Annotated in this window: 23 protein-coding genes; 14 read left to right on the top strand and 9 right to left on the bottom strand. The window is 44.0% G+C overall.

The window, feature by feature from the left end; all coding sequences use genetic code 11:
* Positions 1-168: 168 nt before the first annotated feature.
* Positions 169-849 carry a DUF3334 family protein gene (locus tag R8N49_RS04195; protein ID WP_005388843.1) on the bottom strand — a complete coding sequence of 227 codons (681 nt, stop codon included), beginning with the start codon at positions 847-849 and terminating at the stop codon, positions 169-171.
* Between the two features lie 260 nt (positions 850-1109).
* Between R8N49_RS04195 and R8N49_RS04190 the strand changes: the two genes are divergently transcribed.
* Together R8N49_RS04190 and R8N49_RS04185 are read left to right on the top strand one after the other, a co-directional pair.
* Positions 1110-4145, top strand: coding sequence for an FAD-binding and (Fe-S)-binding domain-containing protein (locus tag R8N49_RS04190; protein WP_064368092.1), 3036 nt, complete (start codon positions 1110-1112; stop codon positions 4143-4145).
* Between the two features lie 73 nt (positions 4146-4218).
* Positions 4219-4680: a methyltransferase family protein gene (locus R8N49_RS04185; RefSeq protein WP_033905135.1), complete on the top strand. Its 462-nt coding sequence runs from the start codon at positions 4219-4221 to the stop codon at positions 4678-4680.
* 110 nt (positions 4681-4790) lie between these two features.
* On the opposite strand, the gene R8N49_RS04180 is transcribed toward R8N49_RS04185, so the two are convergent.
* The 6 genes from R8N49_RS04180 to hutC form a co-directional block, all read right to left on the bottom strand.
* Complete coding sequence (locus R8N49_RS04180; protein WP_017821813.1) at positions 4791-5516, bottom strand: DUF3581 domain-containing protein; 726 nt, start codon at positions 5514-5516, stop codon at positions 4791-4793.
* Positions 5517-5851: 335 nt separating this feature from the next.
* Positions 5852-7387: a histidine ammonia-lyase gene (gene hutH / locus R8N49_RS04175; RefSeq protein WP_064368094.1), complete on the bottom strand. Its 1536-nt coding sequence runs from the start codon at positions 7385-7387 to the stop codon at positions 5852-5854.
* An 11-nt stretch (positions 7388-7398) separates the two neighbouring features.
* The gene (gene hutU / locus R8N49_RS04170; RefSeq protein ID WP_033905347.1) at positions 7399-9096 is read right to left on the bottom strand and encodes a urocanate hydratase; all 1698 of its coding nucleotides are present in this window, start codon (positions 9094-9096) and stop codon (positions 7399-7401) included.
* Positions 9097-9169: 73 nt separating this feature from the next.
* Positions 9170-10180, bottom strand: coding sequence for a formimidoylglutamase (gene hutG, locus R8N49_RS04165; RefSeq protein ID WP_318189868.1), 1011 nt, complete (start codon positions 10178-10180; stop codon positions 9170-9172).
* A 1-nt stretch (position 10181) separates the two neighbouring features.
* The gene (hutI, locus tag R8N49_RS04160; protein WP_053306946.1) at positions 10182-11432 is read right to left on the bottom strand and encodes an imidazolonepropionase; all 1251 of its coding nucleotides are present in this window, start codon (positions 11430-11432) and stop codon (positions 10182-10184) included.
* Positions 11433-11561: 129 nt separating this feature from the next.
* Complete coding sequence (gene hutC / locus R8N49_RS04155; protein ID WP_042521962.1) at positions 11562-12269, bottom strand: histidine utilization repressor; 708 nt, start codon at positions 12267-12269, stop codon at positions 11562-11564.
* A 248-nt stretch (positions 12270-12517) separates the two neighbouring features.
* Here hutC and R8N49_RS04150 point away from each other — a divergent pair, with 248 nt between their 5' ends.
* Complete coding sequence (locus tag R8N49_RS04150) at positions 12518-13261, top strand: sporulation protein (RefSeq protein ID WP_017821818.1); 744 nt, start codon at positions 12518-12520, stop codon at positions 13259-13261.
* A 6-nt stretch (positions 13262-13267) separates the two neighbouring features.
* Here R8N49_RS04150 and R8N49_RS04145 read toward each other — a convergent pair whose 3' ends face one another.
* Positions 13268-14245 (bottom strand): DUF3187 family protein, encoded by a 978-nt coding sequence (locus tag R8N49_RS04145; RefSeq protein ID WP_017821819.1) that lies wholly within the window; start codon positions 14243-14245, stop codon positions 13268-13270.
* Positions 14246-14647: 402 nt separating this feature from the next.
* Here R8N49_RS04145 and thrS point away from each other — a divergent pair, with 402 nt between their 5' ends.
* From thrS to R8N49_RS04115, 6 genes are all read left to right on the top strand, one after another.
* Positions 14648-16576 carry a threonine--tRNA ligase gene (gene thrS / locus R8N49_RS04140; protein ID WP_005395892.1) on the top strand — a complete coding sequence of 643 codons (1929 nt, stop codon included), beginning with the start codon at positions 14648-14650 and terminating at the stop codon, positions 16574-16576.
* A 3-nt stretch (positions 16577-16579) separates the two neighbouring features.
* Positions 16580-17131, top strand: a complete 552-nt coding sequence (infC, locus tag R8N49_RS04135; protein WP_080276913.1) for a translation initiation factor IF-3 — start codon at positions 16580-16582, stop codon at positions 17129-17131.
* Between the two features lie 120 nt (positions 17132-17251).
* Positions 17252-17446, top strand: a complete 195-nt coding sequence (rpmI, locus tag R8N49_RS04130) for a 50S ribosomal protein L35 (protein WP_005377932.1) — start codon at positions 17252-17254, stop codon at positions 17444-17446.
* 40 nt (positions 17447-17486) lie between these two features.
* Positions 17487-17840, top strand: a complete 354-nt coding sequence (gene rplT / locus R8N49_RS04125) for a 50S ribosomal protein L20 (RefSeq protein ID WP_004727974.1) — start codon at positions 17487-17489, stop codon at positions 17838-17840.
* 189 nt (positions 17841-18029) lie between these two features.
* Entirely contained in the window at positions 18030-18347 is a 318-nt protein-coding gene (locus tag R8N49_RS04120; protein ID WP_005377919.1) for a heavy metal-binding domain-containing protein, read from the top strand.
* 361 nt (positions 18348-18708) lie between these two features.
* The gene (locus R8N49_RS04115; protein ID WP_005385480.1) at positions 18709-19518 is read left to right on the top strand and encodes a helix-turn-helix domain-containing protein; all 810 of its coding nucleotides are present in this window, start codon (positions 18709-18711) and stop codon (positions 19516-19518) included.
* Here the strand turns inward: R8N49_RS04115 and R8N49_RS04110 are convergent.
* A complete protein-coding gene (locus tag R8N49_RS04110) occupies positions 19511-19696 on the bottom strand; it encodes a hypothetical protein (protein WP_031780965.1) in 186 nt (61 codons plus the stop codon). The genes R8N49_RS04115 and R8N49_RS04110 overlap by 8 nt on opposite strands.
* Before the next feature lie 270 nt (positions 19697-19966).
* On the opposite strand from R8N49_RS04110, the gene R8N49_RS04105 reads away from it, so the two are divergent.
* The 5 genes from R8N49_RS04105 (at position 19967) to pheS (ending at position 26554) form a co-directional block, all read left to right on the top strand.
* Positions 19967-20755, top strand: a complete 789-nt coding sequence (locus R8N49_RS04105) for a TetR/AcrR family transcriptional regulator (RefSeq protein WP_005377913.1) — start codon at positions 19967-19969, stop codon at positions 20753-20755.
* A gap of 249 nt (positions 20756-21004) precedes the next feature.
* Complete coding sequence (locus R8N49_RS04100; protein ID WP_064353837.1) at positions 21005-23383, top strand: efflux RND transporter permease subunit; 2379 nt, start codon at positions 21005-21007, stop codon at positions 23381-23383.
* An 18-nt stretch (positions 23384-23401) separates the two neighbouring features.
* Positions 23402-24193, top strand: coding sequence for an outer membrane lipoprotein-sorting protein (locus R8N49_RS04095; RefSeq protein WP_064353838.1), 792 nt, complete (start codon positions 23402-23404; stop codon positions 24191-24193).
* A 10-nt stretch (positions 24194-24203) separates the two neighbouring features.
* Positions 24204-25379 (top strand): hypothetical protein, encoded by a 1176-nt coding sequence (locus tag R8N49_RS04090; protein WP_064353839.1) that lies wholly within the window; start codon positions 24204-24206, stop codon positions 25377-25379.
* Positions 25380-25570: 191 nt separating this feature from the next.
* Positions 25571-26554 carry a phenylalanine--tRNA ligase subunit alpha gene (pheS, locus tag R8N49_RS04085; protein WP_005385470.1) on the top strand — a complete coding sequence of 328 codons (984 nt, stop codon included), beginning with the start codon at positions 25571-25573 and terminating at the stop codon, positions 26552-26554.
* The last annotated feature ends 16 nt before the right edge of the window (positions 26555-26570 follow it).

Here is a 26570-nt window from a genome sequence, read left to right as displayed (position 1 = left end):
CATATTACCTTTTTTGACATAAAAACGAAATACAAGGTGGGACTGAAGATAATTTCAGCACATAAAAAGAAGCCTCGCATTAAGCGAGGCTGGCGTTTTAGTTCGTCGTAATCAGTATGAAGTCGTACTTGTGTCTAAGAAGCCATTCTTCATTAAGATTCGTTAGAATTACAACCCGAGCTGGTTGAGCAAGTCATCGGCATCATCGTTTGATCCCGACGATTTAGATTCTTTCTCAGCCAACTGTTTACGTGTTGCCTCTAAAATGTCGTCTGGGTTTTCGTCTTCAGCAACTTCAAACTCTTCCAGTTGGATGAACTCAGTTTTATCCATTGCTAGTTCGAGATAGAAAATATTGTTGTTTTCGGTGGAGAACGTCACTCTGCGCGCTTGAGGGCGGTCAAGGTTGGTATCAACTTGTAAGATAACTTGCTTATTCAGCGCCAGCATTTTTGGTTGGTTTTGTGTGATGTTCGTTTGCAGGTCTTTACGAATTTTATTAGTGAAGTCTCCGACCAGTTGATTCATGAGTTCACCCAGAACATCGCCTACCTCGTCAGAAGTATGAGATATTGCCAGTTCTTCTTCTGGCATGCCCATATTACGCATGTAGTTGGTGTAGATCTCCAGTGCGGCTTTTGCCGTAAAATTAATCACAACTAGCCCGGTAAATCCGCCATCAAACAGAACAAAACAGCCAAAATCTGGTTTGAGGCTAGTCTTGTGGATTTTTTGCACCATTGCTGAATAATTTACTTGAGAAGATGTCGCCGAAGTAAGTACGCCAGAAACAGACTGGCAAAGTTTGAGAAGGATATCTTCAGTGGTCACAATTTTATTTTTTTTCATTCTGAAAACTCATCTAGAAACGCGATTCGTTCCCCAATGTAGGCATCAAGCGTGAAAAAATAAAGCATAAGTTTAATTATTGTATCGAGATTCTGATTTGCTCGTCTTTTTAAATGTTGTAAAGTGACGAAATTCAAAGAATATTACTTCACTAACTCTTTTGTGGTGTTTTTTCGCTTAGCGCCAATTTGTATGAGAAGTGAGCAAATAATTACACAACCCGCAGCTGATCGGATCAGCGTCGTAGGGGCAGGAAGCAAATGTTACCAAGATTACACTCGCAAACTGATGTCGATCCTCTTGTTCTTAGTTTTCTGAAAGAGCTTGAGCACGCCGGATTCACTGGTGATATCGAAAGCCAATATTCAAGCCGACTAGCGGTTGCCACTGACAACAGTGTTTACCAGCAACTTCCTCAGTCTGTCGTTCATCCCAAAACGACAGAAGATGTTTCTCTCCTCGGGAAACTGAGCAATAAAGAAAAGTACGAACGAATTACCTTTTCACCTCGTGGTGGCGGCACAGGGACCAATGGTCAGTCGCTAACCAAAGGTATTGTGGTGGATATGTCTCGCCACATGAACAAAGTGCTTGAGATTAATGAGAAAGAAGGCTGGGTTCGTGTACAAACTGGTGTAGTGAAAGACCAGTTAAATGACGCTGTTCGCCCTTATGGCTACTTCTTCTCTCCAGACTTATCTACCAGTAACCGTGCAACGATTGGCGGCATGGTCAACACCGATGCTTCTGGTCAAGGTTCTCTGAAATACGGAAAAACATCCGATCATGTTTTGTCGCTACAAGCGGTGTTTGCTGATGGTTCAATTTTAGAGTCGGACTTGTCCCATGGTTACCCAAAAGAAGGCGAGTTTGCTGCCAAGGCGCTACGTGTAACGGAATCCGTATGTCGTGAAAAACGCCAGCAGATCGTAGATAAGTTTCCTCCTCTTAACCGATTTTTAACGGGCTACGATTTAAAAAATGCCTTGAATGAAGACGGTGACCGTTTCGATATCACACGAGTACTTTGCGGCGCGGAAGGTTCATTGGCATTTATTACCGAAGCAAAGCTGAACCTGACGCCAATTCCGAAAGCGCGTACGTTGGTTAACGTTAAATACAACAGCTTTGATTCTGCACTGCGTAATGCACCGTTTATGGTAGAGGCGAAAGCGCTGTCTGTAGAAACCGTTGACTCAAAAGTGCTTAATCTCGCGAAGCAAGATATCGTTTGGCACACCGTGAGCGATTTACTTACCGATGTTCCAAATAAAGAGATGCTTGGCATCAATATGGTGGAATACGCAGGTCAGGACGAAGAGGAAGTTGCTGCTCAGGTTGCAGCGTTGACCGCCAAGCTCGATACCATGTTGGAAACAGAAGAAGCGGGCATTATCGGCTACCAAGTTTGTAACGATGTAGCGAGCATTGGGCGTATTTACAACATGCGTAAAAAAGCGGTGGGTTTGTTAGGCGCAGCAAAAGGTCGTGCTAAACCGGTCGCATTCGCTGAAGATACCTGTGTGCCACCAGAAAACCTGGCGGACTTCATTGTAGAGTTTCGAGAACTGTTAGACAGCAAGTCTCTGAATTACGGCATGTTTGGTCACGTCGATGCTGGGGTGCTTCACGTACGTCCTGCGTTGGATTTGTGTGACCCGCACCAAGAAGCATTGATGCACGAAGTTTCTGATGAAGTGGTCAAGCTGGTGGCGAAATACGGCGGTTTGATGTGGGGTGAACACGGCAAAGGTTTCCGTTCAGAATATGGCCCTGAGTTTTTCGGCGACGAGTTGTTTACTGAACTGAGACGTGTGAAAGCGGCATTCGATCCACACAACAAAATGAACCCGGGCAAAATCTGTACACCGCTGGATAGTGATGCAGAGCTTGTCAAAGTTACCGATACCAAACGTGGTTACTATGACCGTCAGATTGACGTTCAAGTACGTGACAGCTTTAAACAAGCGATGGAATGTAACGGTAACGGTTTGTGTTTTAACTACGATACCAGCTCGCCAATGTGTCCATCGATGAAAGTAACAGCCGATCGTCGTCATTCACCGAAAGGTCGTGCGGGTTTGGTTCGCGAGTGGTTGCGTCAGCTTACTGAGCAAGGCATTGATATTCTTGACTTAGAAAAGCAAACACTAGAAAACAAAACATCAATCAAAACCATGATTGACCGCGTACGTCATTCTATCAATCGTCGTCACGAGTATGACTTCTCTCACGAAGTGTATGAAGCGATGAATGGTTGTTTGGCGTGTAAAGCGTGTGCGAGTCAGTGTCCGATTAAAGTCGATGTTCCGAGCTTTCGCTCGCGCTTTTTAAACATCTATCACTCTCGTTACCAACGTCCTGCAAAAGACTATCTGGTTGCGAACATTGAGACTATGCTGCCGATGATGGCGAAAGCGCCAGGTGTCGTAAATGGTGTTTTGAAGCAGTCGTGGGTGAAAAGTTTAACGGCATCTACGGTCGGGTATGTCGATGCGCCGTTGTTATCAGTACCCACCTTGAAACAACGAGTAGAGTCGCTGACAACGCCTTATGATCTGCAAGCGCTCAGTGGTTTGTCTTCGTCTGAAAAGAGCAAACATGTTTTAATTGTTCAAGACCCATTCACTAGTTACTACGACGCTGATGTCGTTGAAGACTTCGTTAAGTTATTGAAAAAGCTGGGTATGAATCCGGTGCTTCTGCCGTTTAAGCCGAATGGTAAAGCACAACACATTAAAGGGTTTTTACGTCAGTTTAAGGACACAGCAGCCGACACAGCGAAGTTCTTGGCGATGGTAGCGGATCTGGATATTCCATTAGTTGGCGTCGATCCTGCTTTGGTGCTGTGTTATCGAGATGAATACGCTGAAGTGCTTGGCAGTAAGCGAGGTAATTTCGATGTACTAACAGCCCACGAATGGCTTTACCCAAGACTAGAAGCGTTTGAAAGCGGAGAGCATAAGGCGCAGGAACCTTGGTATCTGTTTGCGCACTGTACTGAAAAAACCAAAATGCCAAATGCGGAAAAAGAGTGGGGCGCTATTTTTGCTCACTTTGGTGCAGTTTTGAATACGGTACCTGTTGGTTGTTGTGGTATGGCGGGTACGTTTGGTCATGAGGTTGATAAGTTGTCGATGTCGAAAGACATTTACAATTTAAGCTGGAAGCCAAGCTTAGATAAGTTGGATAGCGAGAGATGTTTGATTACAGGCTATTCTTGCCGCAGCCAAGTGAAACGCTTTGAAGGAACGAAGCCCAAGCATCCCGTTCAGGCATTGTTAACTTTGTTGTAATCGGACTAAATCAAGCCCAGTTTTACTGGGCTTTTTAGAAACCGTACTTAGACCCTTTCAAAGGATATGAATCTTGAGAAAACTTGAACTCAAAGTCCCACCTGTTGCGGTGTTTTTGCTAGTCATACTTTTGATGTACGGACTTAAAGTTTTGACGCCGAGCATGAACATTCGAGTCCCCTTTGTTGAATTTGTAGTAGGTGTATTAACTTTGTTGTCTGGCTACATGGGCATTGCTGGCGTGTATGAATTTCGCAAAGTAAAAACCACAGTGAACCCAGTAAAACCTGAAGCGGCATCTTCTGTTGTAAGAACTGGTGTGTTTGCCTTTTCACGCAACCCTATGTACACGGCATTATTGCTTCTAATCATAGCAACTGGTTTGTGGTGGCAGCACTTGAGTGTGGTGCTTTGTGGCGTGATATTTGTCAGTTATATGAATCGGTTTCAAATCAAGCCTGAGGAACGCGTTTTAGAGCGATTGTTTGGTGAAGAGTATGTGGATTATAAAAACCATGTTCGTCGTTGGCTCTAAGCATTGCGTTTAGTTTTGTTTGGATGAGACATAAAAAGAAAGCCCAACGGTCGACGTTGGGCTTTCTTTTAGTAAACACGTTTTTTGTGCGCTTCTGATAGGGCAGTCGACTAGGCTGCCTTAACGAACTTTGCTAGGAATGCATCCTTACGTTCATTAAAGCGGCGTACAAGGTCGTCAACCGCTTCTTGGTCATATGGCTTCAAGCCACTTGCAACCATGCGCTTAATACCTTTACCAACGACTTCACCGTCTTCTTTGAACGCAAAGTTTAAGGTGACTACACCTCGTTTTCCTTCTACATCGAATGTTGCGCCAGTGAAATCCACCTCTGGATGCGTAAGGTCTAAGCGTGAAAATTCGACTTCCATGCTTTCATAAATAACTAATGGACGCTGGCAGTTAATCATCATTTGCTTCTCTTCCATAAGAGGAACCATGATGTGAGGGAAGTTCATACCAGAAAATTGCACGTAATTTGTCACTACATGCTCAATAAATGCCGGATCGTGGTTAGTTTCACCTTCACGGGACATGTGTAAGTATTCTTTACCTGCCTCGTCAACAACAGCGCTTTCTTTGTCACACTTATTTTCAATATGAAGTGCTACACCATCGTTTACCATGCCAGAGAAGTTAAAACGCATCTTTTGGCTAACGCCTTCTTTACTAAGGAGCACTGCGAAAAGTAAATCCCCAGGGACACAAAAGCGTTTGTTGTCTTCATCATGAATTGGGTTGTAGTCACCTGCGACACGTTTTGCAAAGTGGCTTGCTTGTTCGCGAGTGAACTGAAACTGGTGATTAGTGTTTGAAAAATAAGGTGTTAGAAACATAATTTTTACGTAGTAACCAAAACTGTGTGGGATTATATGCGAATATCTGCGTAGCAATGGTCCATCCAGTGAAAACTTCACCGTATCCTAACAATAAGACACTATTTCGGCGGATAAACCGTTAAAAACGCATACTTTAGCAACGCTTTTTTTTGTGAAAGCAATAAACAACGACCTTTTCGCTCGCCTATCTTTTAAAGTATAGCCATCAAAGTAGACAGGCGTTCATAAACAGTGCCATCAACATGTTTAATCGTATGTAAAAAGGCTCCACGCAGAACGTAGAGCCTTCAAGTCATCATCTGTTTATTCGATGAAATGCCAGTTATGCTTAATTATTGAATACTTGGTAACAAGCTCTCTGGCATGAGCGTGTTGTGGATAGCCAGCTTAAGCAGAGTGTTTGCCTGTTCAATGTCCGGCGCAAAGTAGCGATCTTTATCGTAGAACGATACTTTTTCACGCAACATTTGTTTCGCAATCTCAATACGCTCAGAGGACTTGTTTGGCGCTCTAAAGTCTAGGCCTTGTGCTGCTGAGAGGTATTCGACAGCCAGAATACCGCGAGTGTTTTCGCCCATTTCTTTCAATCTGCGAGCCGCGAATGTTGCCATTGACACGTGATCTTCTTGGTTTGCAGATGTTGGCAAGCTGTCTACTGACGCTGGGTGAGCGAGTGTTTTGTTTTCACTTGCTAACGCAGCAGAGGTAACCTGAGCAATCATGAAACCAGAGTTCACACCACCATTGTCGACTAAGAACGGTGGCAGTTTTGATAGCGCGCTATCGATAAGTAATGCCATACGACGTTCAGACAAGCTGCCGATCTCGGCAATCGCAAGTGCTAGGTTGTCGGCTGCCATTGCAACAGGCTCCGCATGGAAGTTACCGCCAGAGATGATGTCACCATCTTCAGCAAACACCAACGGATTATCTGATACGGAGTTCGCTTCTACTTGTAATACTTCCGCCGCATTGCGGATTTGCTGTAAACACGCGCCCATCACTTGAGGCTGACAGCGCAAAGAATACGGGTCTTGTACTTTTTCACAGTTAGTGTGCGAATCACCTATTTCACTCGATGTGTCTAACAAATGACGGTATGCGAGTGCTGCGTCCATTTGGCTGCGATGACCACGTACACGGTGAATGCGCGGATCGAATGGACGTCGGCTGCCGAGAGCGGCTTCAACAGACATTGCACCACAAACGGTTGCTGACGCGAAAAGGTCTTCCGCGATAAACAGGCCTTCCAATGCGAACGCTGTGGATGCCTGAGTCCCATTTAGTAGCGCTAAGCCTTCTTTTGGCGCCAGAGTGATAGGCTCTAGACCTGCGATTTTTAATGCTTCTTGCCCGGAAATGATTTTACCGTTGTGGCGAGCTTGTCCTTCTCCCAGTAATACAGTGCTCATATGGGCTAGAGGAGCTAAGTCACCTGATGCGCCAACAGAGCCCTTTTTAGGTACGCAAGGGTAAACTTGTGCGTTGACTAGGTCGGTCAGCATATTAATGACTTTTAGGCGAATCCCAGAAAAGCCACGAGACAGACTATTGATTTTTAATACCATCATCAGACGAACCGTTTCATCTGACATAAACTCACCGATACCTGCCGCATGAGAAAGAACGATACTGCGTTGCAGTGTTTCTAAATCTTCTGGTGCTATTCGTGTGTTAGCCAATAGCCCAAAACCAGTGTTAATTCCGTAAACCGTTCTATCTTCCGCGATGACTCGGTCTACGACCTGTGTGCTTTCTTCAATGGCCGGAATGGCTTCAGGATCCAAAGTAAGGTTGACTGGTGAACGGCTCACTTGGCGTAGTTCGTTTAAGCTAATATGACCTGGCTTTAGCGTTAAATTTAACATCTCTTTCATCCTTACTTGAGCTTCTTCAGTTCTTCGTTGAGCATTGGCAAATCTAGCCCTTGCTCTGCTGCACATTGTTTAGCGATATCGTATCCCGCATCAGCATGACGCATCACGCCTGTTGCTGGGTCGTTATGCAGCACGCGGGCAATACGTTCTGAGGCATCTTCACTGCCGTCACAGCAGATAACCATACCTGAGTGTTGCGAGAAGCCCATACCTACGCCACCACCGTGGTGTAGTGAAACCCAAGTTGCGCCGCCCGCCGTGTTGAGTAGCGCGTTTAATAATGGCCAGTCTGATACGGCGTCAGAACCGTCCATCATACCTTCGGTTTCACGGTTCGGGCTTGCTACAGAGCCAGAATCTAAGTGATCTCGACCAATGACAACGGGCGCTTTAAGTTCGCCATTTTTCACCATTTCGTTGAATGCTTGACCAAGACGCTCACGATCTTTAAGACCAACCCAGCAAATACGCGCAGGTAAACCTTGGAACTGGATGCGTTCGCGAGCCATATCTAGCCAGTTATGTAAGTGCGGATTATCTGGAATTAGCTCTTTTACTTTTTGGTCGGTTTTATAAATGTCCTCAGGATCGCCAGAGAGAGCAGCCCAACGGAAAGGACCGATACCTTCACAGAATAGAGGACGAATGTAGGCTGGAACGAAGCCAGGAAAATCGAATGCGTTTTCTACGCCTTCTTCCAAGGCCATCTGGCGGATGTTGTTACCGTAGTCGAGTGTTGCGGCGCCGCGATTTTGCAGCTCTAACATCGCTTGAACTTGCACAGCCATGGATTTTTTCGCTGCTTTTACGACCATTGCTTCATCTTGCAAACGCATTTCTGCTGCGTGAGACATGCTCCAGCCTTGTGGTAAATAGCCATTGAGCGGGTCGTGTGCAGACGTTTGGTCTGTTACGACATCAGGCGTGATATTACGTTCTACCAGCTCAGAGAAAACGTCTGCTGCATTACCTAGTAGACCAACCGATACTGGTGTGTCTGACTCTTTAATGATAGCTAGCGCTTCATCTAAAGAAGTCGCTTTCTTATCGACATAGCCTGTACGTAGGCGGTAATCGATACGTGATTCATCACACTCTACTGCAATCATGGAGAAGCCCGCCATTGTACCAGCGAGAGGTTGAGCACCACCCATGCCACCAAGACCACCTGTTAGAATCCAACGGCCATTTGCGTCACCGTCAAAGTGTTTTTTTGCAACAGATACGAACGTTTCGTATGTGCCTTGTACGATACCTTGCGAGCCAATGTATATCCAGCTGCCAGCGGTCATTTGGCCGTACATCATCAAGCCTTGTTTATCGAGCTCGTTGAAGTGTTCCCAGTTTGCCCAATGCGGAACAAGGTTTGAGTTTGCGATAAGCACGCGTGGGGCATTTTTATGAGTAGGGAAAACACCAACAGGCTTGCCTGATTGAACTAAAAGCGTTTGGTCATCTTCGAGTCTTTCAAGTACTTCAACAATCTTGTCGTAACATTCCCAGTTTCGCGCTGCTCGGCCAATGCCGCCATATACAACCAGTGAATGTGGATGTTCTGCAACATCAGGATCAAGGTTGTTCATCAGCATACGAAGAGGGGCTTCGGTTAGCCAAGATTTTGCGCGCAGTTTATCTCCGTGAGGTGCACGAATTGTTCTGCTTGTATCAAGTCGTGGATCTTGTCCCTGGCGCTGTGTCATTTCAGACTCCTTTAGTTTCTCGTGATGACCAAGTACTTGCTTGGTCGTAATAATCAGTGGCATCTGGGATGCATTATGGTTTGTGCTGTTTTTCCGCCATTGCGTTGGCGATATCCCAACACAAACGGGCAGCTAATCGTGCTGTTTGACTATCGACGTCATAATTTGGGTTGTATTCGGCGATATCAGCCAGCATTAACTTATTTTTGTAATGAAGAATTCGATCTAAAAAGGGGGTAATTGTGTCGTAACTCACTCCCCGAGCTGCTGGTGCGCTGACTCCAGGTGCGGTTGCAGCAGGGAATACATCCAGATCAATAGTCAAATAGAGGTAGTCACAGTCGTCAATAAAATGCTGAAGCTGAGTTAAGTGATAACTGTGGTTTAAGTAGCAGAGCTGATTGTCCTCTACATACCAAACATTTAACGCATCTGCTTTTTCAAATAGCGCTTTAGTGTTGCTACTGCGGCTTACACCAATACAAGCGTAATGAAAGTCCCAATCGTTACGTTGACAAAAATGGTGAATTTGGTTGAAGGGTGTACCAGAGCTCGGTCTTATGTCGGCGAGGTTACTCTCGAATGCGCGCAAATCGAAATGCGCATCGAAATTGATAATGCCGATTTTAGGCTTCTTCTCTGGATGGTGCGCTTTAAAATATTCCGCTAAGCCGGAAAACGAGGCCCACGCAATCTCATGCCCACCACCCAGCACGATGACTGGCGTATGGGGCAGTGCGCTTGAAATGGTTGCTGCACATAGAGCTTGGCTCTCTTCCAGTAAGTCGTCTTCACACACCACAGTACCTAAGTCATATAGTGGGGCGTCTTGGTGCCATGCTAAATTAGCGAGTGCTCGTCGGATTAAGTCTGGCGCTTTTTTCGCGCCAATGCGTCCTTTGTTTCTCGCAACGCCAGCGTCGGTAGCAAAACCGAGTAATGAGACGCCATGCGCAACGGCACTCAACTCATCTGCTTTTTGGCGTTGAACAACGTGATGAATTCGCTGACCAAGCTTGCCGTCCTCGGCATCATGACGGCCTTGCCAATGAAATAGGGGAGAGTGTAGGTCGAATTGAGACATATTATTGGCCTCCGTGTGAAATGTATTCACCATTTACTATACGACCTACCAGACGTTTTGCTCCGACTTGATAGCTTAAATCCGCAGGGCTTTCGATATCCCATATAGAGAAGTCCGCATCAAACCCTACTTTGATTTCGCCACGTGAGTTTTGATAACCCAGAGCTTTGGCTGCATGTTGCGTTACACCACGCAGTGCTTCTTGCGGTGTAAGGCGAAATAGCGTGCACGCCATATTCAGCATGAGTGTGAGATCAGAAAATGGTGATGTACCTGGGTTGACGTCCGTAGCAATTGCCATCGGCACGTTATGCTCTCTCAACAACTCAATCGGTGGTAACTGAGTTTCTCTTAGAAAATAAAAAGCGCCAGGCAATAGAGTGGCGACGGTGTTTGATCGAGCAAGTGCTTTAACACCTTGCTCATCTAAAAACTCGATGTGATCCGCTGACAGACCGTTGTATTGCGCAGTGAGGGCTGTACCACCGAGATTAGAAAGTTGCTCAGTATGCCCTTTAACCTTTAAGCCGTGGCGTTTTGCAGCTACAAACACTTTTTCTGTTTGTTCAAGATTGAAACCAATCGATTCACAAAAAACATCGACACTCGTAGCTAATTCTTCCTTTGCGACAACAGGGATTATGTCCTGACAAATGTGCTCAATATAATCATCTGCACGACCTTGGAACTCTGGCGGAATGGCGTGAGCGGCGAGAAGTGTAGTCGTGATTTTAACTTTGCGCTCTTGTTCAAGCATTTTGGCTGCACGGAGCATTTTTACTTCATCATTCAGTGTCAATCCGTAGCCTGATTTCACTTCGACAGAAGTGACGCCGCTCGCGAGTAGCCCGTCTAAACGTGGCAACGCTAACTCAACTAACTGCGCTTCGGTTGCTGAACGCGTCGCATGCACCGTTGAAAGTATCCCACCGCCTTGTTTGGAAATTTCTTGATATGGCACGCCGCTTAAGCGCATTTCAAATTCGTTGGCACGATTGCCCGCGTAAATAAGATGAGTGTGGCAGTCGATCAAACCTGGCAGAACTAACTTGCCTTGAAGGTCGATACTCTGAGCGTAATGTTGGGCAGACAGCAGAGACTCGGTTTGCGGTTCGTCTTCACCAATTGCACAGGTGCTGATCGCAACGATTTTTCCAGATTGAATGCCAATACGAGCAGGAGACGTTGGCAGATAACCGCGCTCTCCCGACTGCATGGTGACCAGACGTGCGTTTTCAATCAGCAAATCCATGTTTGTGTCCCTGTGTTTATTTGTATCATTAAATGTATATACAAATAAATAGAGCAAAATAAGAACACTGACAAGATTGATGTTGCTAAAATGTGATCAAAACGTAGATCTAGAGGACCAATCTTGCCCTTAAATGAGCACTTTTGAGCTCAGCTTATATTTGTTACCAGGGTGATAAAGTAGGGCGGTACTGACTAACTTATCTTGGCTCCACGTTCTGCGATTCAAGAGAAGGCAAGGCTCATTGGCTTGCATTTTTAAGTCTTGCTTAATACGGCTTTCAGGCACAATTGCCTCTACAGTATGTTCTATCGCGCTGAGTGGGCAATTATCTGACAGGTATTGATTTGGAGTGATTTGTGTGAAGTCTTGATTTAAATAACTCGGGGCATATTGGCTATTCACCCAGCGGAGCTCCAATTGAATCGGCGTTTGGTCTTCATAGTGAATAATTTCACTGTAAAACACTGTCGTGCCTAGCATAACGCCGAGTTTTATCGCAATGTTGTCATCTGCTTTTATGGCAATCTGTTTGAGCACTTTACTGCCATACTTTCGCCCTCTATCGCTGACTTCTTCGGCAATGTTTCGAATGTCTAGCAGGGGAGATTCTGACTTTTCACCAGGATCACACACGAACGTGCCTAAGCGTGGGCGACGTTGTAATCGGCCCTCATTTACTAAATCCCGAATTGCTTTGTTCACTGTCATTCTACTGACACCAAATTGCTCGGTAAGCTCAATCTCGGTGGCGATGCGATGACCAACTACCCACTCTCCAGCATCAATTTTATCCAGGATAAATTGTTTAATTTGAATGTAGAGTGGTGCAGACATAATGATTTCCCTTTATTTGACTATACAAATACTGCTTAATTTAGGTACAAATTGCAAACATTTCTCGACGAATGTACCGCTTAGTGACCGAACAATCCTATTGCAGAGCTGAATGACTCTTGCTGTTGAGCATTATTTGGATTGATGATTGAATTCAAACATTTTCTTGTGGTCTATTGCTTGCACAGCAGAAAACAATTGTGTAAACAAACGATTATTAGAAGAAAAGTCGTTAAAAAAGGAAAAGTATGTTTAAAAAATTGAAAGCATCACTGGGGATCGGCTCTGCAAAAGTAGATACCATTTTGGACGAAATGAGCGTGTTTCAAGGAGCGACGCTGAAAGGGCATGTTCATATCAAAGGCGGAGACGTCGAACAACAAATTGATGCTATTACGATTAAATTGAACACGGAAATGAAAGTCGAAGTGGATGATAGCGTAAGTTACCAAACCTTCACTATTGATCAATTGAAAGCAGTTGACCCTTTTGTGATTCAACCTAATGAAGAAAAGCAGGTTCCGTTTGAGCTAAAACTGCATGATGAAACGCCAATTACTGCGGTTAGCGCACTTAAGAATCAATGTCATGTTTGGGTCGAGACGACGTTAGATATTGATTTTGCGATTGACCCGCGTGACCGTGACTATATTGAAGTGAAACCACTACCAGTAGCATCTCGGGTTATTCAAGCGATCGAGCAAGCTGGCTTCACTATGGTTAAAGCCGATGTTGAAAAAGGCTTTTTGCGCGGTGGCTCGTTTGCTTCTCGCTCTGGTATTTATCAAGAGCTAGAGTTCCGTAACAGCGGCTTTATCTCATCAAAAGAAATTGAGCTCTCTTTTATTCTGGAAGGGCAGGTCATGCATTGTTTGGCAGAGATTGACCGTTCGCTCAGTTTGGCTGGTGACCAATATCGCTCGTTTACGTTGCCGATCAATGCAACCGATGCTCAAGTCGCAGCCGCAGTGGCACCAACGCTAAATCTATAGCTCTCATCACCTTGATGAAAATATGTACCGATATCCTATTGTGAAAGCGATATCGGTACTGTTATCCATGTTTCTTGCGTTCTCTACGGCTAAAAACTCAAGCGCTGAATTTTCCATTAGATATCGATAGCCCAATACCAGTTCATTAGAGGCATCAGCAAACTCTGTGGGCCCTTCTGTTGACCCTTGATACCAATGATATTCCAACATCAGGTGATGGTTATCTTCTAAGGCATAACGGTACCCACCCGCAATGGCAATCGTATTATGTCGATAGGGCAGATCGAGCAAGGCACGGTCATCCGAGCGAAAAGTCATGCCAATCATCGAATAAAATGCATGAGCATCACTTAAGTAGCTGTAGTTTAATTGGAAGCCTTGCTCGAAACTGCTACCTTGAAAAGTACCGTGAGCCACATCGTTAAAATACAAACTGCCGCCAATCGATAGGCCGTGATGTTCATTTTGGAACACTTGATACTGTAAGTAAGTAGATAGGTTATTGGCTAGTGTTTGTCCTTCGAAATCATCTTCAAGCACATTATATTGCGGCATTGAAATGTAAAAACGATCTCTGTCTACTTTATCCCGCCCATTTTGTCCGATACCGAAAAGTTTATGGAAGCTTTTCGTCAGTCCATCTAAATGGTTGTCAGCGGCAAAGACCCATCGATAGTTGAGCTCCCACTGCCAACGGTTGCTGACTTGCCATTTGCTGCCTAATTCGATTTGATTGTGGTAATAATCCAGTGCGTATTCATCAGTATGAGCCCAAACACTTGCCACGGTTCCCGAACCATAGGCTTCGACAAAACCAGAGGGCAGACTATGCCCTGAACGCAGTATGTTGGTGTGACTAACCACTTGCATTGGGGATTGTGCGTAAGAACGCAGCGGGCCATATAAGTCATTTGATGCGAAGGCTTGCAAAGAACATATCGAGGTGCTTAGAAGTACCATAAAGCGCGATTTGAAATAGACCATGATGAATACCTACATACAAACTACTCTATAAAACAACTATATACCTAAATCGCACGTTGAGCTCTCGCCAAGCGTGTTAAGCTTTGTATCGGTTCAAACGTAATAGGCGATATTGTAATTTGTTGTGTAAGTTCATTGGGGGGCAATTCCGTTTACAAGTTATGCGGTCTCTTAAAAAGCATGATCAGATTGTCGTGACGGGTCTGCGGTTAAGTTCTTATGACAAAACAAAATCGCGCTTTGCATTCTAAATGTGAGCTAGGTACAATCCCATTTTCGATAACGGTCCGGTATTCGTGTTACCGAGAGGCCTTTATTGACTCTCAACTATTTTCAACAAATAGCTTCTAATTTGAATAACATGTGTTGCTTGGTGTGCAACACCACTGTAAAGGACATAGCATGCCTATTATTACTCTTCCTGACGGCAGTCAGCGTCAATTTGACAACCCAGTTTCTACTATGGAAGTTGCGCAATCGATCGGTCCTGGTCTTGCAAAAGCAACTATCGCTGGTCGTGTAAACGGTAACCGCGTTGATGCGTGTGATCTAATTGAAGAAGACGCAAGCCTTGAAATCATCACAGTTAAAGATGAAGTAGACGGTCTAGAAATCGTTCGTCACTCTTGTGCTCACCTTCTTGGTCACGCTCTTAAGCAGCTTTATCCTCAAGCTAAAATGGCGATCGGTCCAACCATCGACAATGGCTTCTACTACGATATCGACCTAGACGAATCTCTAACGCAAGAAGATCTTGAAAAGATTGAAAAGCGTATGAAAGAGCTAGCGAAAACCAAGTACGAAGTGGTTAAGAAAAAAGTAAGCTGGCAGGAAGCGCGTGATACGTTTGAATCACGTGGCGAACCATACAAAGTTGAAATCCTAGACGAAAACGTATCTCGCGATGATCGTCCAGGCCTTTACCACCATGAAGAATACATCGACATGTGTCGTGGTCCTCACGTTCCTAATATGAGCTTCTGTCAACACTTCACTTTGCTGAATGTTGCAGGTGCTTACTGGCGTGGTAACAGCGACAACAAAATGCTTCAACGTATCTACGGTACGGCTTTCCACGACAAGAAAGCACTGAAAGCGCACCTAACTCGCCTAGAAGAAGCGGCGAAGCGTGATCACCGTAAGATTGGTAAGCAACTAGACCTATTCCACATGCAGCAAGAAGCACCGGGTATGGTGTTCTGGCATCACAATGGTTGGTCTATCTTCCGTGATCTAGAAGTATTCATCCGCGCTAAGCTAGATGAGTACGGTTACCAAGAAGTGAAAGGTCCACTTATGATGGACCGTGTTCTTTGGGAACGCTCTGGGCATTGGGACAAATACGCTGATGCAATGTTCACAACTTCTTCTGAGAACCGCGAATACGCGATTAAGCCAATGAACTGTCCAGGTCACGTACAGATCTTCAACCAAGGTCTAAAATCGTACCGTGACCTACCGCTACGTATGGCTGAGTTTGGCTCATGTCACCGTAACGAACCATCTGGTGCACTACACGGTATTATGCGTGTACGTGGCTTTACTCAGGATGACGCTCACATTTTCTGTACTGAGAGCCAAATTCAAGAAGAAGTAACAAACTGTATCAAGATGGTGTACGATACGTACCAAACATTTGGTTTCGACAACATCGTAGTGAAACTGTCTACTCGTCCAGAGAAACGTGTAGGTTCAGATGAAATCTGGGATCAATCTGAAGAAGCATTGAAGCAGTCTCTTGAATCGATGGATATCCCATACGAAATTCAAGAAGGCGAGGGTGCGTTCTACGGTCCTAAGATTGAATTCACACTATACGATTGTCTAGACCGTGCGTGGCAGTGTGGTACTGTCCAGCTAGACTTCAACCTACCAGGTCGCTTAGGTGCAACTTATGTAGGTGAAAACAATGAACGTCTTGTACCGGTAATGATTCACCGTGCGATTCTAGGTTCACTAGAGCGCTTCATTGGTATCCTTATCGAAGAATATGCTGGTTTCTTCCCAACTTGGTTGGCGCCAGAACAAGCAGTTCTTATGAACATTACTGATAAACAGTCAGGTTATGTTCAAGAAATAGTACAAAAACTACAAAAAAGTGGAATTAGAGCTAAAGCGGACTTGAGAAATGAGAAGATTGGCTTTAAAATCCGCGAACATACTTTGAAGCGTGTACCGTATATGCTTGTTGTTGGTGACCAAGAAATGGAAGCTGGCGAAATTGCAGTGCGTACTCGTAAAGGTAAAGATCTTGGTAAATTTAAAGTGGATGATTTTATTGCATACATCCAAGACGAGATCTCTAGCCGTAAGCTCAATCTGGAGGAATAAGCTATTAAAGGCGGAAGACGTGGCCAACAGCCGGTAAAACAAAACCCGCACCGTATCAACGGTGAAATTCGTGGTATTCGTGAAGTTCGACTAACAGGCGCTGACGGTGAATCAGTTGGTGTTGTATCGATTCAAGAAGCCATTGCAGCTGCTGAAGAAGCTGGTATGGATCTCGTTGAGATCAGTCCTAACGCCGAGCCACCTGTTTGTCGTGTGATGGACTATGGTAAGTTCCTCTTCGAGAAGAGCAAAACTGCTAAAGAGCAGAAGAAGAAGCAAAAGCAGGTCCAGATCAAGGAAGTAAAATTCCGTCCTGGAACTGATATTGGAGACTATCAGGTAAAACTACGCAACCTGACGCGTTTCCTTGAAGAAGGCAACAAAGTGAAAGTAACAATTCGCTTCCGTGGCCGAGAGATGGCACACCAAGACATCGGTGTTGACGTTCTAAATCGTCTTAAGGAAGATACTGCAGAAATTGCTGTAGTTGAATCTTTCCCTAAGAAGATTGAAGGTCGCCAGATGATCATGGTGCTAGCCCCTAAAAAGAAGTAATTAACGGCTCATCAAGTAATTAAAACCTAGCCGCTTTCCTTTATATAAAGGCATATGGCTGGGTTTTGTTCGCCCTAATTACGTTGTTTATTAAACCTACTCAATGCGGAGTTATTCATCATGCCTAAGATGAAAACCAACAAAGGTGCTGCTAAGCGTTTTAAGAAAACTGCTGGTGGTATTAAGTACAAGCACGCTACAAAACGTCACATCCTGACTAAGCGTACTACTAAGAACAAGCGTCAACTACGTCCGAATGCAATCCTTCCAAAATGTGAAGTGGCTGCAGTAATCCGTATGTTGCCATACGCTTAATTCTTTTTAGTTATCAATCGTTTAGTTTAGGAGAAGCATAATGCCTCGCGTAAAACGTGGTGTACAAGCTCGTGCACGTCATAAGAAAGTTCTAAAACAAGCTAAAGGTTACTACGGTGCGCGTTCACGTGTTTACCGCGTAGCTTTCCAAGCAGTTACTAAAGCTGGTCAATACGCTTACCGTGACCGTCGCGCTAAGAAACGTCAATTCCGTCAACTATGGATTGCACGTATCAATGCGGCATCTCGTCAAAATGGTCTATCTTACAGCCGTTTCATCAACGGTCTGAAGAAAGCATCTATCGAGATCGACCGTAAGATCCTTGCGGACATCGCTGTATTCGACAAAGCTGCATTTGCAGTTCTAGTTGAAAAAGCGAAAGCTGCTCTTTAATTAGCAGTTTAGGATTAAGAGAAGGAGAGCATTAGCTCTCCTTTTTTATTGCTAAAATTTATACCCAAATGACTTTTAGCTTGGCTATTTAGAGTATTGTTTATCAGTGTTCTCAATTTATTGGTTAGCATCTTATGTTAGTTATAAGGTAGCTTGGGTATAAATTTTTACGTTTATAAGGGATTAAAAATGATCTACACAACGACCGAAAGCATTCCTGGCAAGCAGATCTCTGAAATCAGAGGGGTTGTAACTGGTAATGTTGTTCAATCAAAGCATATTGGCCGTGACCTCATGGCGGGTATCAAGAGCATTGTTGGCGGCGAAATTCGTGGTTACACGGAAATGATGACCGACGCGCGTGATATTGCTATACAGCGCATGGTGGCGGACGCTGAATCTAAAGGTGCCGATGCAATAGTAGGGATTCGATTTACCACAAGCTCAATCGTAGATGGTTCTTCGGAAATTTTGGCATTTGGTACTGCAGTGAAACTAGCGGACTAGTCTACTTGAATAGCATTGCAAAAATGCTAATAGAGAGCGGTGAATTATTATGCATTTACCGTTCTGTTCCTTTTAGGTTAATTATTCTAGATTTTTGTAGAGAGAATAGGTTTATATTCTCAACTTTACGTTACTATTAAAATTAATCACGATGATTTAGAGTAATTGCTTTTATTTTGCATATTATTTTATATCTATAATGAAATTGAATTCATATTGAATTTTTCATTTGTTGTGTGAATTCTCTTTTCGGTATATTAATTCATGTTTTTCTTATAAAAATATGAACTTATACCTTGCCAAGCGGTTCTAAATTGTTACAAATACTATACAGCTGTAACATTGCCAAAAGGAATTGTAGATGAGAGATCTGACTCCCGAATACTTGCTAGCCGCATTACGCCAAGCGATTAAAACAAAAGGGCTAACATATCGAGAGCTATCTGAGAAAATGGGTATGCCACTATCTACCTTTAAGAGACATCTTACAAGCACGAATCTCGCTTTAGATAAGTTGCTGGAATATTGTAGAGCGGTTGATTGCACGTTAGATGAACTACAAAAGCTCGCAAATCAATTGCAAGGTGAAGACGAGGATTACTTTAGTCGCACACAGGATGAAGTATTCTTTCAATTCCCTCACCTTTACGACTTTTATCGTGAATTGAGAATGCTTCGAGGTAAAGACGGTTATTCTATTTTAAAGAAAAAGTATGACTTGTCTGAGCAGAGCATGTCTGATTACTTAAAAGCATTAGAGTTGTTGGATCTCGTTTACGTTGATGAAGATAAAAATATAACGCTGCACGGGCCTTTATATTATAGCTATGCAGAGAACTCCAAGCTCAACGACAAATATACCGAAATCATAAAAGAGCAGACGACTACCCACGATAAGTGTGTTCGCGTTGCTTTGGCGCGTATGAAAATTACTGAAGAACAGCTTTTGTTACTGGAAGATCAAGTTGCAAAGACCGTCATTGATTTTCATTCCAAAAATGTTGTAGCAGAGAACTTTAATGTCTCTGATTTTACTAATATTGTTCTACTTGCTGGGCCACATCAGCCAGTCACATTCTCTGACGGCATTATTGAGACAGAGGGGCGATTTATTGATGATATTCGTTATGCCATCGCAGCTGCAGGTGATAAGCCAAGCCTATCTATATAGATTTTGAGCCTTTTTTGAAGAGAGTTTCTGAAAGGGCGTTGCAAAAGAAAAAGCCTAAGACAGCAAATACTTTGTAAGTAGGGCATTCAGCGGTGTTTGCTCTTAATTCAGACTTAAAGTGTGTTGGGCTTATTTCGAATAATACCTGTTCAGCATCTACTTTCGTTATTTTTAACATGCTGATTTCCTTCGTTGTTCCTCCCAAAGCCTCTCTCGCTTCCTCTACAAAGAAACCATTCTCGTTGAACCAAGCATCCTGTAGCTACTTGGGTATGCATAATTGGTAGCTATTTATCTTCTAATTATAAATTCATACTTGAAATGTTTGTTTTTTGATCTATTATGACGAAGTGTCATTTGTGACGGTTCGTCAACTTTAGTTGCGTTCCCGTATTAAAGAATCGTGTTACAATTATTGGGAGTGTGTTGGTATACGGATCAAAGGATTATGTTTAACTTTCGCTGTAAAAAATATAGCAAGCAAGACGGATGTCGTGTGTCTTCAGGGCTAACAAAAAAGCAACAGGCGATTGCTGATCGTGAGATAGAGCTTATTCAATTGGCTAAGTCTTTAGTTCAAGAGCAAGGCTTTGCCAACTTAACGATGGACAAGCTTACAGCGTCAAGCCCTTATTCTAAAGGGACGATCTACAATCATTTTTGCAGCAAAGAAGATGTGATTCTTGCGCTTTGTATTCATTCGCTGAAAAGCGAAGCAATATTTTTCGAACGTACCGCCAAATTTAATGGCAATACCAGAGAAAAAATCATTGCGATGCATGTAGGTTATCGTATTTACGCTCGTATGGAGCCAGTACTATCAACTTGTGCGATTGTTGCAAAGACGCCTTGGGTTCTAGAGAAGGCTTCGCCTAAACGTGTGAATGAACTGAATAACTTGGAAGAACAAGTAATAGATGGTGCTGATGCGCTGGTGAACAATGCGGTAGAATGTGGTGATCTTAAGTTTTCTCCCGCAATTGGTTCTGATGCTATTGTATTCGCCAACTGGTCTATTGCATTCGGTTCAAACGCTTTGGCGCAAAATGCATCGAACAGTCGATGTATTCAGCGAATTCAAGACCCATTCTCAGTACTGCACAACGCGAATATGTTACTTGATGGTTTAGGTTGGTCGCCTTTATCTACAGAATGGGACTACCGTAAAACCTGGCGTCGAGTGGAGCAGGAGTTATTTAGTGAAGAGCTTGCTTATTTAGAGTCAGTGAATCGCTAATAAACTGGAAAGGCCAATCTGACGTTATGGTTGGCTTTTTTATCGCACTATTGTGACGAATCGTCATTAAATCTCGAGGGTTGGCGTTCAGCCAATGATCACGAGAAGCATAGGAAGTTACTAAAAACTGACTTATGTAGCCAAATTCATTCGATCTAAAGTTTGCATGTCGAGTTTGTCTGGTTATTTACAGCATTTGCTGTTTTTTTAGTTTTTAAATTTGACGAAACGTCACAAAAGGAGAGTGTGATGCCACATCACAACGTTCAACAATACGCCCGTTCAGGGTGGGGTAAGCTACCAACGAATTACAGTGTATTGGTGATGCTTGCTACCGTTTTATTGATTGTCATAGCAACTATTGGAGGAAAAAATCTTTACTTTAGAGGAGATTACGACATCTTCTTTGATGGAACAAATGAGCAGTTACTTGCGTTTGATGAAATTCAAACCACCTTTGCAAAATCTGACAGTCTTGCTTTGGTTATAGCGCCAAAGAGCGGCACTGTTTTTACTCCTAGTACATTATCTCTTATTCAGCAGATCACTGACGAGGCGTGGCAAGTTCCATACTCCACCCGCGTTGATTCCCTCGCCAACTACCAGCATACCGAAGCGTTTGAAGATGATCTTCTTGTCGAAGACTTACTGTATAGCGAATATGAATTGACACCTCAACGAATAGAGAAAGTCAAAAGTATTGCGTTGAGTGAGCCGGTTTTGAAAAGTTCACTGATTTCTGAAAAAGGAGATGTCACGGTCGTAAACATTACGGTCCAACTCCCTGAAATAGATAAAACTGCTGAAGTACAAGAGGTGGTTGCTTACATAAACGGAATGATTGAACGTTATCAGCAAGTGTACCCAGACACGGAATTCCACAAGGCTGGTATTATTGCAATGAACTACGCATTTATGACCGCAGCCCAAGATGATAGCGCAACATTAGTGCCTACTATGTTACTAGTGATATTGGTGTTTCTGACCATCATGTTGCGCTCATTGCTTAGCGTCATCGCGACGCTCATCGTTATTATCGGCTCGGTTATGGTGACAATGGGCTTGTCAGGATGGGCTGGTATGTTCTTAAGCACGGCGACCGTTAATGTGCCTACCTTGGTGATGACGCTTGCCGTCGCAGACTGTGTACACATCATCGCGACAATGCGTCAGTCTATGCAAAACGGCTTTAGTAAAGCCCACTCTATTGAGCGAAGTATTGCGCTCAATTTCATGCCTATCTTGATTACCTCCATTACCACCGCGATCGGCTTTTTAATGATGAATATGTCGGATTCTCCAATCCTGAGAGATTTCGGCAACCTATCAGCCCTTGGCGTCATGGTTGCTTGTTTCCTTTCCATCACGTTACTTCCCGCCTTGCTTAATATCCTTCCGGTTACGGTGAAGTCGGATACTTCTGATGAAAGAAAGCACTTTATGGATCATTTAGGAGATTTCGTGGTGTCAAAGCGACATGCGTTATTGCCGTTGTCGGTGCTTGTTATTGTCGCGAGTGCGAGCTTGATTCCGCTGAACAAAGTCAATGATGAATCCGTCGAGTACTTTGGCCATAGCAATGAATTTCGCCGAGCGGCTGATTTTATGGAAGAGCGAATCAGTGGCATGGCGAACATCAGTATCGCGATAAAAACTAACGAATCGCAGGGCATTGCCGATCCTAATTTTCTCAATTCCGTGGGTAAATTTACTGACTGGCTAAGGTTGCAGCCAGAAACGGACCATGTTGCGACCTTGAGCGATGTTTATAAGCGCCTAAACAAGAACATGCATGGAGATGATCAGGCTTATTACTCGCTCCCTCAAGACAGAGAATTAGCGGCTCAATATCTGCTGCTTTATGAAATGTCACTACCGTATGGTTTAGATTTGAACAACCAAATCAATGTAGATAAGTCGTCGATCAAGATGGTTCTCACCGTGGAGAACTTGGGCAGCGTCGAGCTTGTTGATTTGGAAAATCGCATTTACCAATGGTTTAACGAAAACGCGCCTCAATATGATGTTGTTGCGTCTAGTCCTTCATTGATGTTTGCGCATATTGGTGAAACGAATATGGCCAGCATGCTGTCAACCTTGCCCATTACTCTTGTCTTAATCTCTGCATTACTGATCTTTGCCTTGCGTTCGTTCAAGCTTGGCTTAATTAGTCTTGTCCCGAATATTGCTCCTGCGCTTATTGGTTTTGGTATTTGGGCGCTGGTTTCTGGCGAGATTAACTTGGGATTGTCTGTCGTTGTGACATTAACGCTTGGTGTTGTTGTCGATGACGCCGTTCACTTTCTTTCTAAATATCAACACGCTCGTAAAGATGGCCACAGTGCGGAGCAAGCGGTTCGCTACGCCTTTCGCACCGTGGGGCGCGCGCTTTGGATTACGACGGTCGTGCTTGTTGCTGGTTTCTCTGTTCTGGCGATGTCGAGCTTCCGCTTAAATGCCGATATGGGACAGTTGAGTGCCATTGTTATCTTCATTGCTCTTGTTGTGGATTTCATCTTTCTACCGACTCTACTGATGTTGTTTGACAAAGGCGTTTACGACGAGGTAGAGCGCCGAAATAAGCTTAAATCAACTGACTCTCAAACCAAGACTGTTACTCAGTCATAACGAATTAAAGGATTGAACATGAATTTAGTAAAAAATGCCTTAAAAGTATCAGTACTTTCTGTCTCGCTTATTATGAGTCATGCGGTGTTGGCGGATGAAGCCAAAGGACTAGAAATTGCCCAAGAGCGCAAAGCCCGTGATGGAGGGTGGGGGGATTCTGTTGCTACGATGCAAATGATTCTGCGAAACGCGCAAGGAGAAAGCAGCACACGTTTAATGCGCTTACAATCACTTGAAGTTGATGGCGATGGTGACAAAGGGCTCACGATATTTGATGAACCGAGAGATGTAAAAGGCACGGCGTTTCTCAACCATTCTCATACGGTGGGTGCCGATGACCAATGGCTTTACCTTCCTGCACTGAAACGTGTGAAACGTATTTCCTCGCGTAACAAATCAGGTCCTTTTATGGGCAGTGAATTCGCGTATGAGGATCTCAGTTCCTTTGAGATTGAAAAATACCGTTTCAACTACCTAAAAGATGACAGCATAAACGGGCAAGATGTTTTCGTCGTAGAGCAAATTCCGACCGATAAGAACTCAGGTTATACCAAGCAAACGGTGTGGTTAGATAAAGCGCATTATCGTCCACTTAAAGTTGAGTTTTACGACCGCAAAGGCTCTTTGTTAAAAACGCTTTCTTTTTCCGATTACAAGCAATATCTCAACCAATATTGGCGAGCGCACACTATGGCGATGACAAACCATCAAACAGGAAAAAGTACTGAGCTAACGACTAGCGAAATGCGTTTTAACACTGGATTACAAGACAATGACTTTCATAAGAATGTGTTGAAGCGAGTGAGGTAGTGGAGGAAAAATGAAGCGATTAAATGTTGGGTTGTTGCTTAGTGCAGCAGCCTTTTTTTACTCGATGCCTCTGACTGCCGTCGAGCTCGCAGGACAAGTCAATATTGAGCATCGTCAGTTTTTTAAAACGGGCTCTCAGGGTCAGAGCAAAGCGCAAACGTCATTGGTTTTGCAGCCAGAATTTTACTGGGAGATGCAAAATGGTGATGCAAACTTTACTTTCACACCTTTCTATCGTCTGGATGGTCTAGACGATGAGCGAAGTCATGGTGACATACGAGAGGCACTTTATCTGACTTATTGGGATGATTATGAGCTTCGAGTTGGGATTAGTAAGGTCTTTTGGGGAGTGACTGAATCAGCCCATTTAGTTGATGTAGTAAACCAAACAGACTCTATTGAAGCCGTTGATGGTGAAGATAAGCTCGGTCAGCCGATGTTACATTTTACCTCTTTCAAAGACTGGGGTACCGTCCACGCAATGTTGTTACCTTACTTTAGGGAACGAACGTTTGCGGGTACAGATGGCCGCTTGCGAACCGAACCCGTTGTCTCTGATGATGCTATCTATGAATCAAGCAGAGAAGAGAAGCACGTAGATGTGGCTTTTCGATATTCGAAAATGCTTGGCGATTGGGACGTAGGCCTAAGCTATTTATATGGAACAAACCGGGATCCCTACTTTCGTTTTGAGTACGGAGAATTAAAGCCTTACTACGCTCTGATGAGTCATGTCGGTCTCGATGTGCAAGGAATTGTTGGCGATTGGTTATGGAAACTAGAAAGTGTTTATCGAGATAGCGCTGATAATCATGTCGGTCTTGTGACGGGTTTTGAGTATACCTTCGTCGGTGCATTTGACACGGTTTGGGATGTGGGAGTTATTGGTGAGTACCTCTATGACAGTCGAGGGAACAACGCACAAACTATCGGTCAAAATGATGTGTTTGCAGGTATTCGTTGGGCGCTCAATGATGAGGACGGAACGGAAGTATTGACGGGAATCACGAAGGATTTAGATAACGCTGATGTTTACAATGCTAAGTTAGAGGCGTCGAGCCGAATATCGAATCACGTTAAGTGGCAAATTGATGCTTGGTTGTTTAAAAATGAAACACCAAATGATTTGCTCTACTTTGCTAGAGATGACGATTTTATCGAGCTATCTATTCAATACTATTTCTAAAACAAAAGGGCACAACTAAACGGCAGATTAACTAAAGATGACATTTTTGACGTTTTTGTGCTCTTTTTATTCAATAACCTCTTCTTTTCGTAATTCAATTTGGCATTGGTGCCCGGTTTGGCTACTATGTACAGCTATCAAAAAACCAATCACTCCCTTATGGACACTACCTACAGGTAGATGAGGAAACGATGCAACATCTAGAAGAGATCATTGCTAGCGCGAGCACTGCAATTGAAGCTGCCGAATCGCTAGTCGCACTTGATGAAGTGCGTGTTCAGTATCTGGGTAAAAAAGGTGAGCTAACTGCTCAACTTCAAAGCCTAGGCAAACTACCACCAGAAGAACGCCGTGAAGCTGGTCAAGAGATCAACAAAGCGAAAGGCGTAGTTCAGCAAGCTATCGCAGCTCGTAAAGATGCACTACAACGTGCTGAGCTTGAAGCGAAACTAGCAGCAGAAACAATCGACGTAACACTACCAGGTCGTCGTATTGAAAACGGTGGTTTACACCCAGTAACTCGTACTGTAGAGCGTATTGAGAAGTTCTTTGGCGAACTCGGTTTTAACACCGAGGCAGGCCCAGAGATCGAAGATGCATTCCACAACTTCGATGCGCTAAACATCGCAGCTGATCACCCAGCGCGTACTGACCACGATACTTTCTTCTTCAACCCAGACTTGATGCTTCGTACTCATACGTCAGGCGTACAGATCCGTACGATGGAAAATGGTAAACCACCATTCCGTTTCATCGCACCAGGCCGTGTATACCGTAACGACTACGACCAAACGCACACGCCAATGTTCCACCAAGTGGAAGGCATGCTGGTTGATGAGAACGTAAACTTTGCTCAGCTGAAAGGCATCCTGCACGATTTCCTATGTAACTTCTTCGAAGAAGAAGTAGAAGTACGTTTCCGTCCATCTTACTTCCCATTCACTGAGCCTTCAGCTGAAGTAGACGTGAAAGGCAAGAACGGTAAATGGTTAGAAGTACTAGGCTGCGGTATGGTTCACCCGAACGTGCTACGTAGCGTAGGTATCGATCCTGAAAAATACTCTGGTTTCGCATTCGGTATGGGTGTTGAGCGTCTAACAATGCTTCGTTACGGCGTGAACGACCTACGTGCGTTCTTCGAGAACGATCTTCGTTTCCTAAAACAGTTCAAGTAATCCAGAGGGTTCATCA

It is taken from the genome of Vibrio sp. 1978 (genome assembly GCF_033344345.1).
This window is presented reverse-complemented; position numbering and strand designations above follow the sequence as displayed.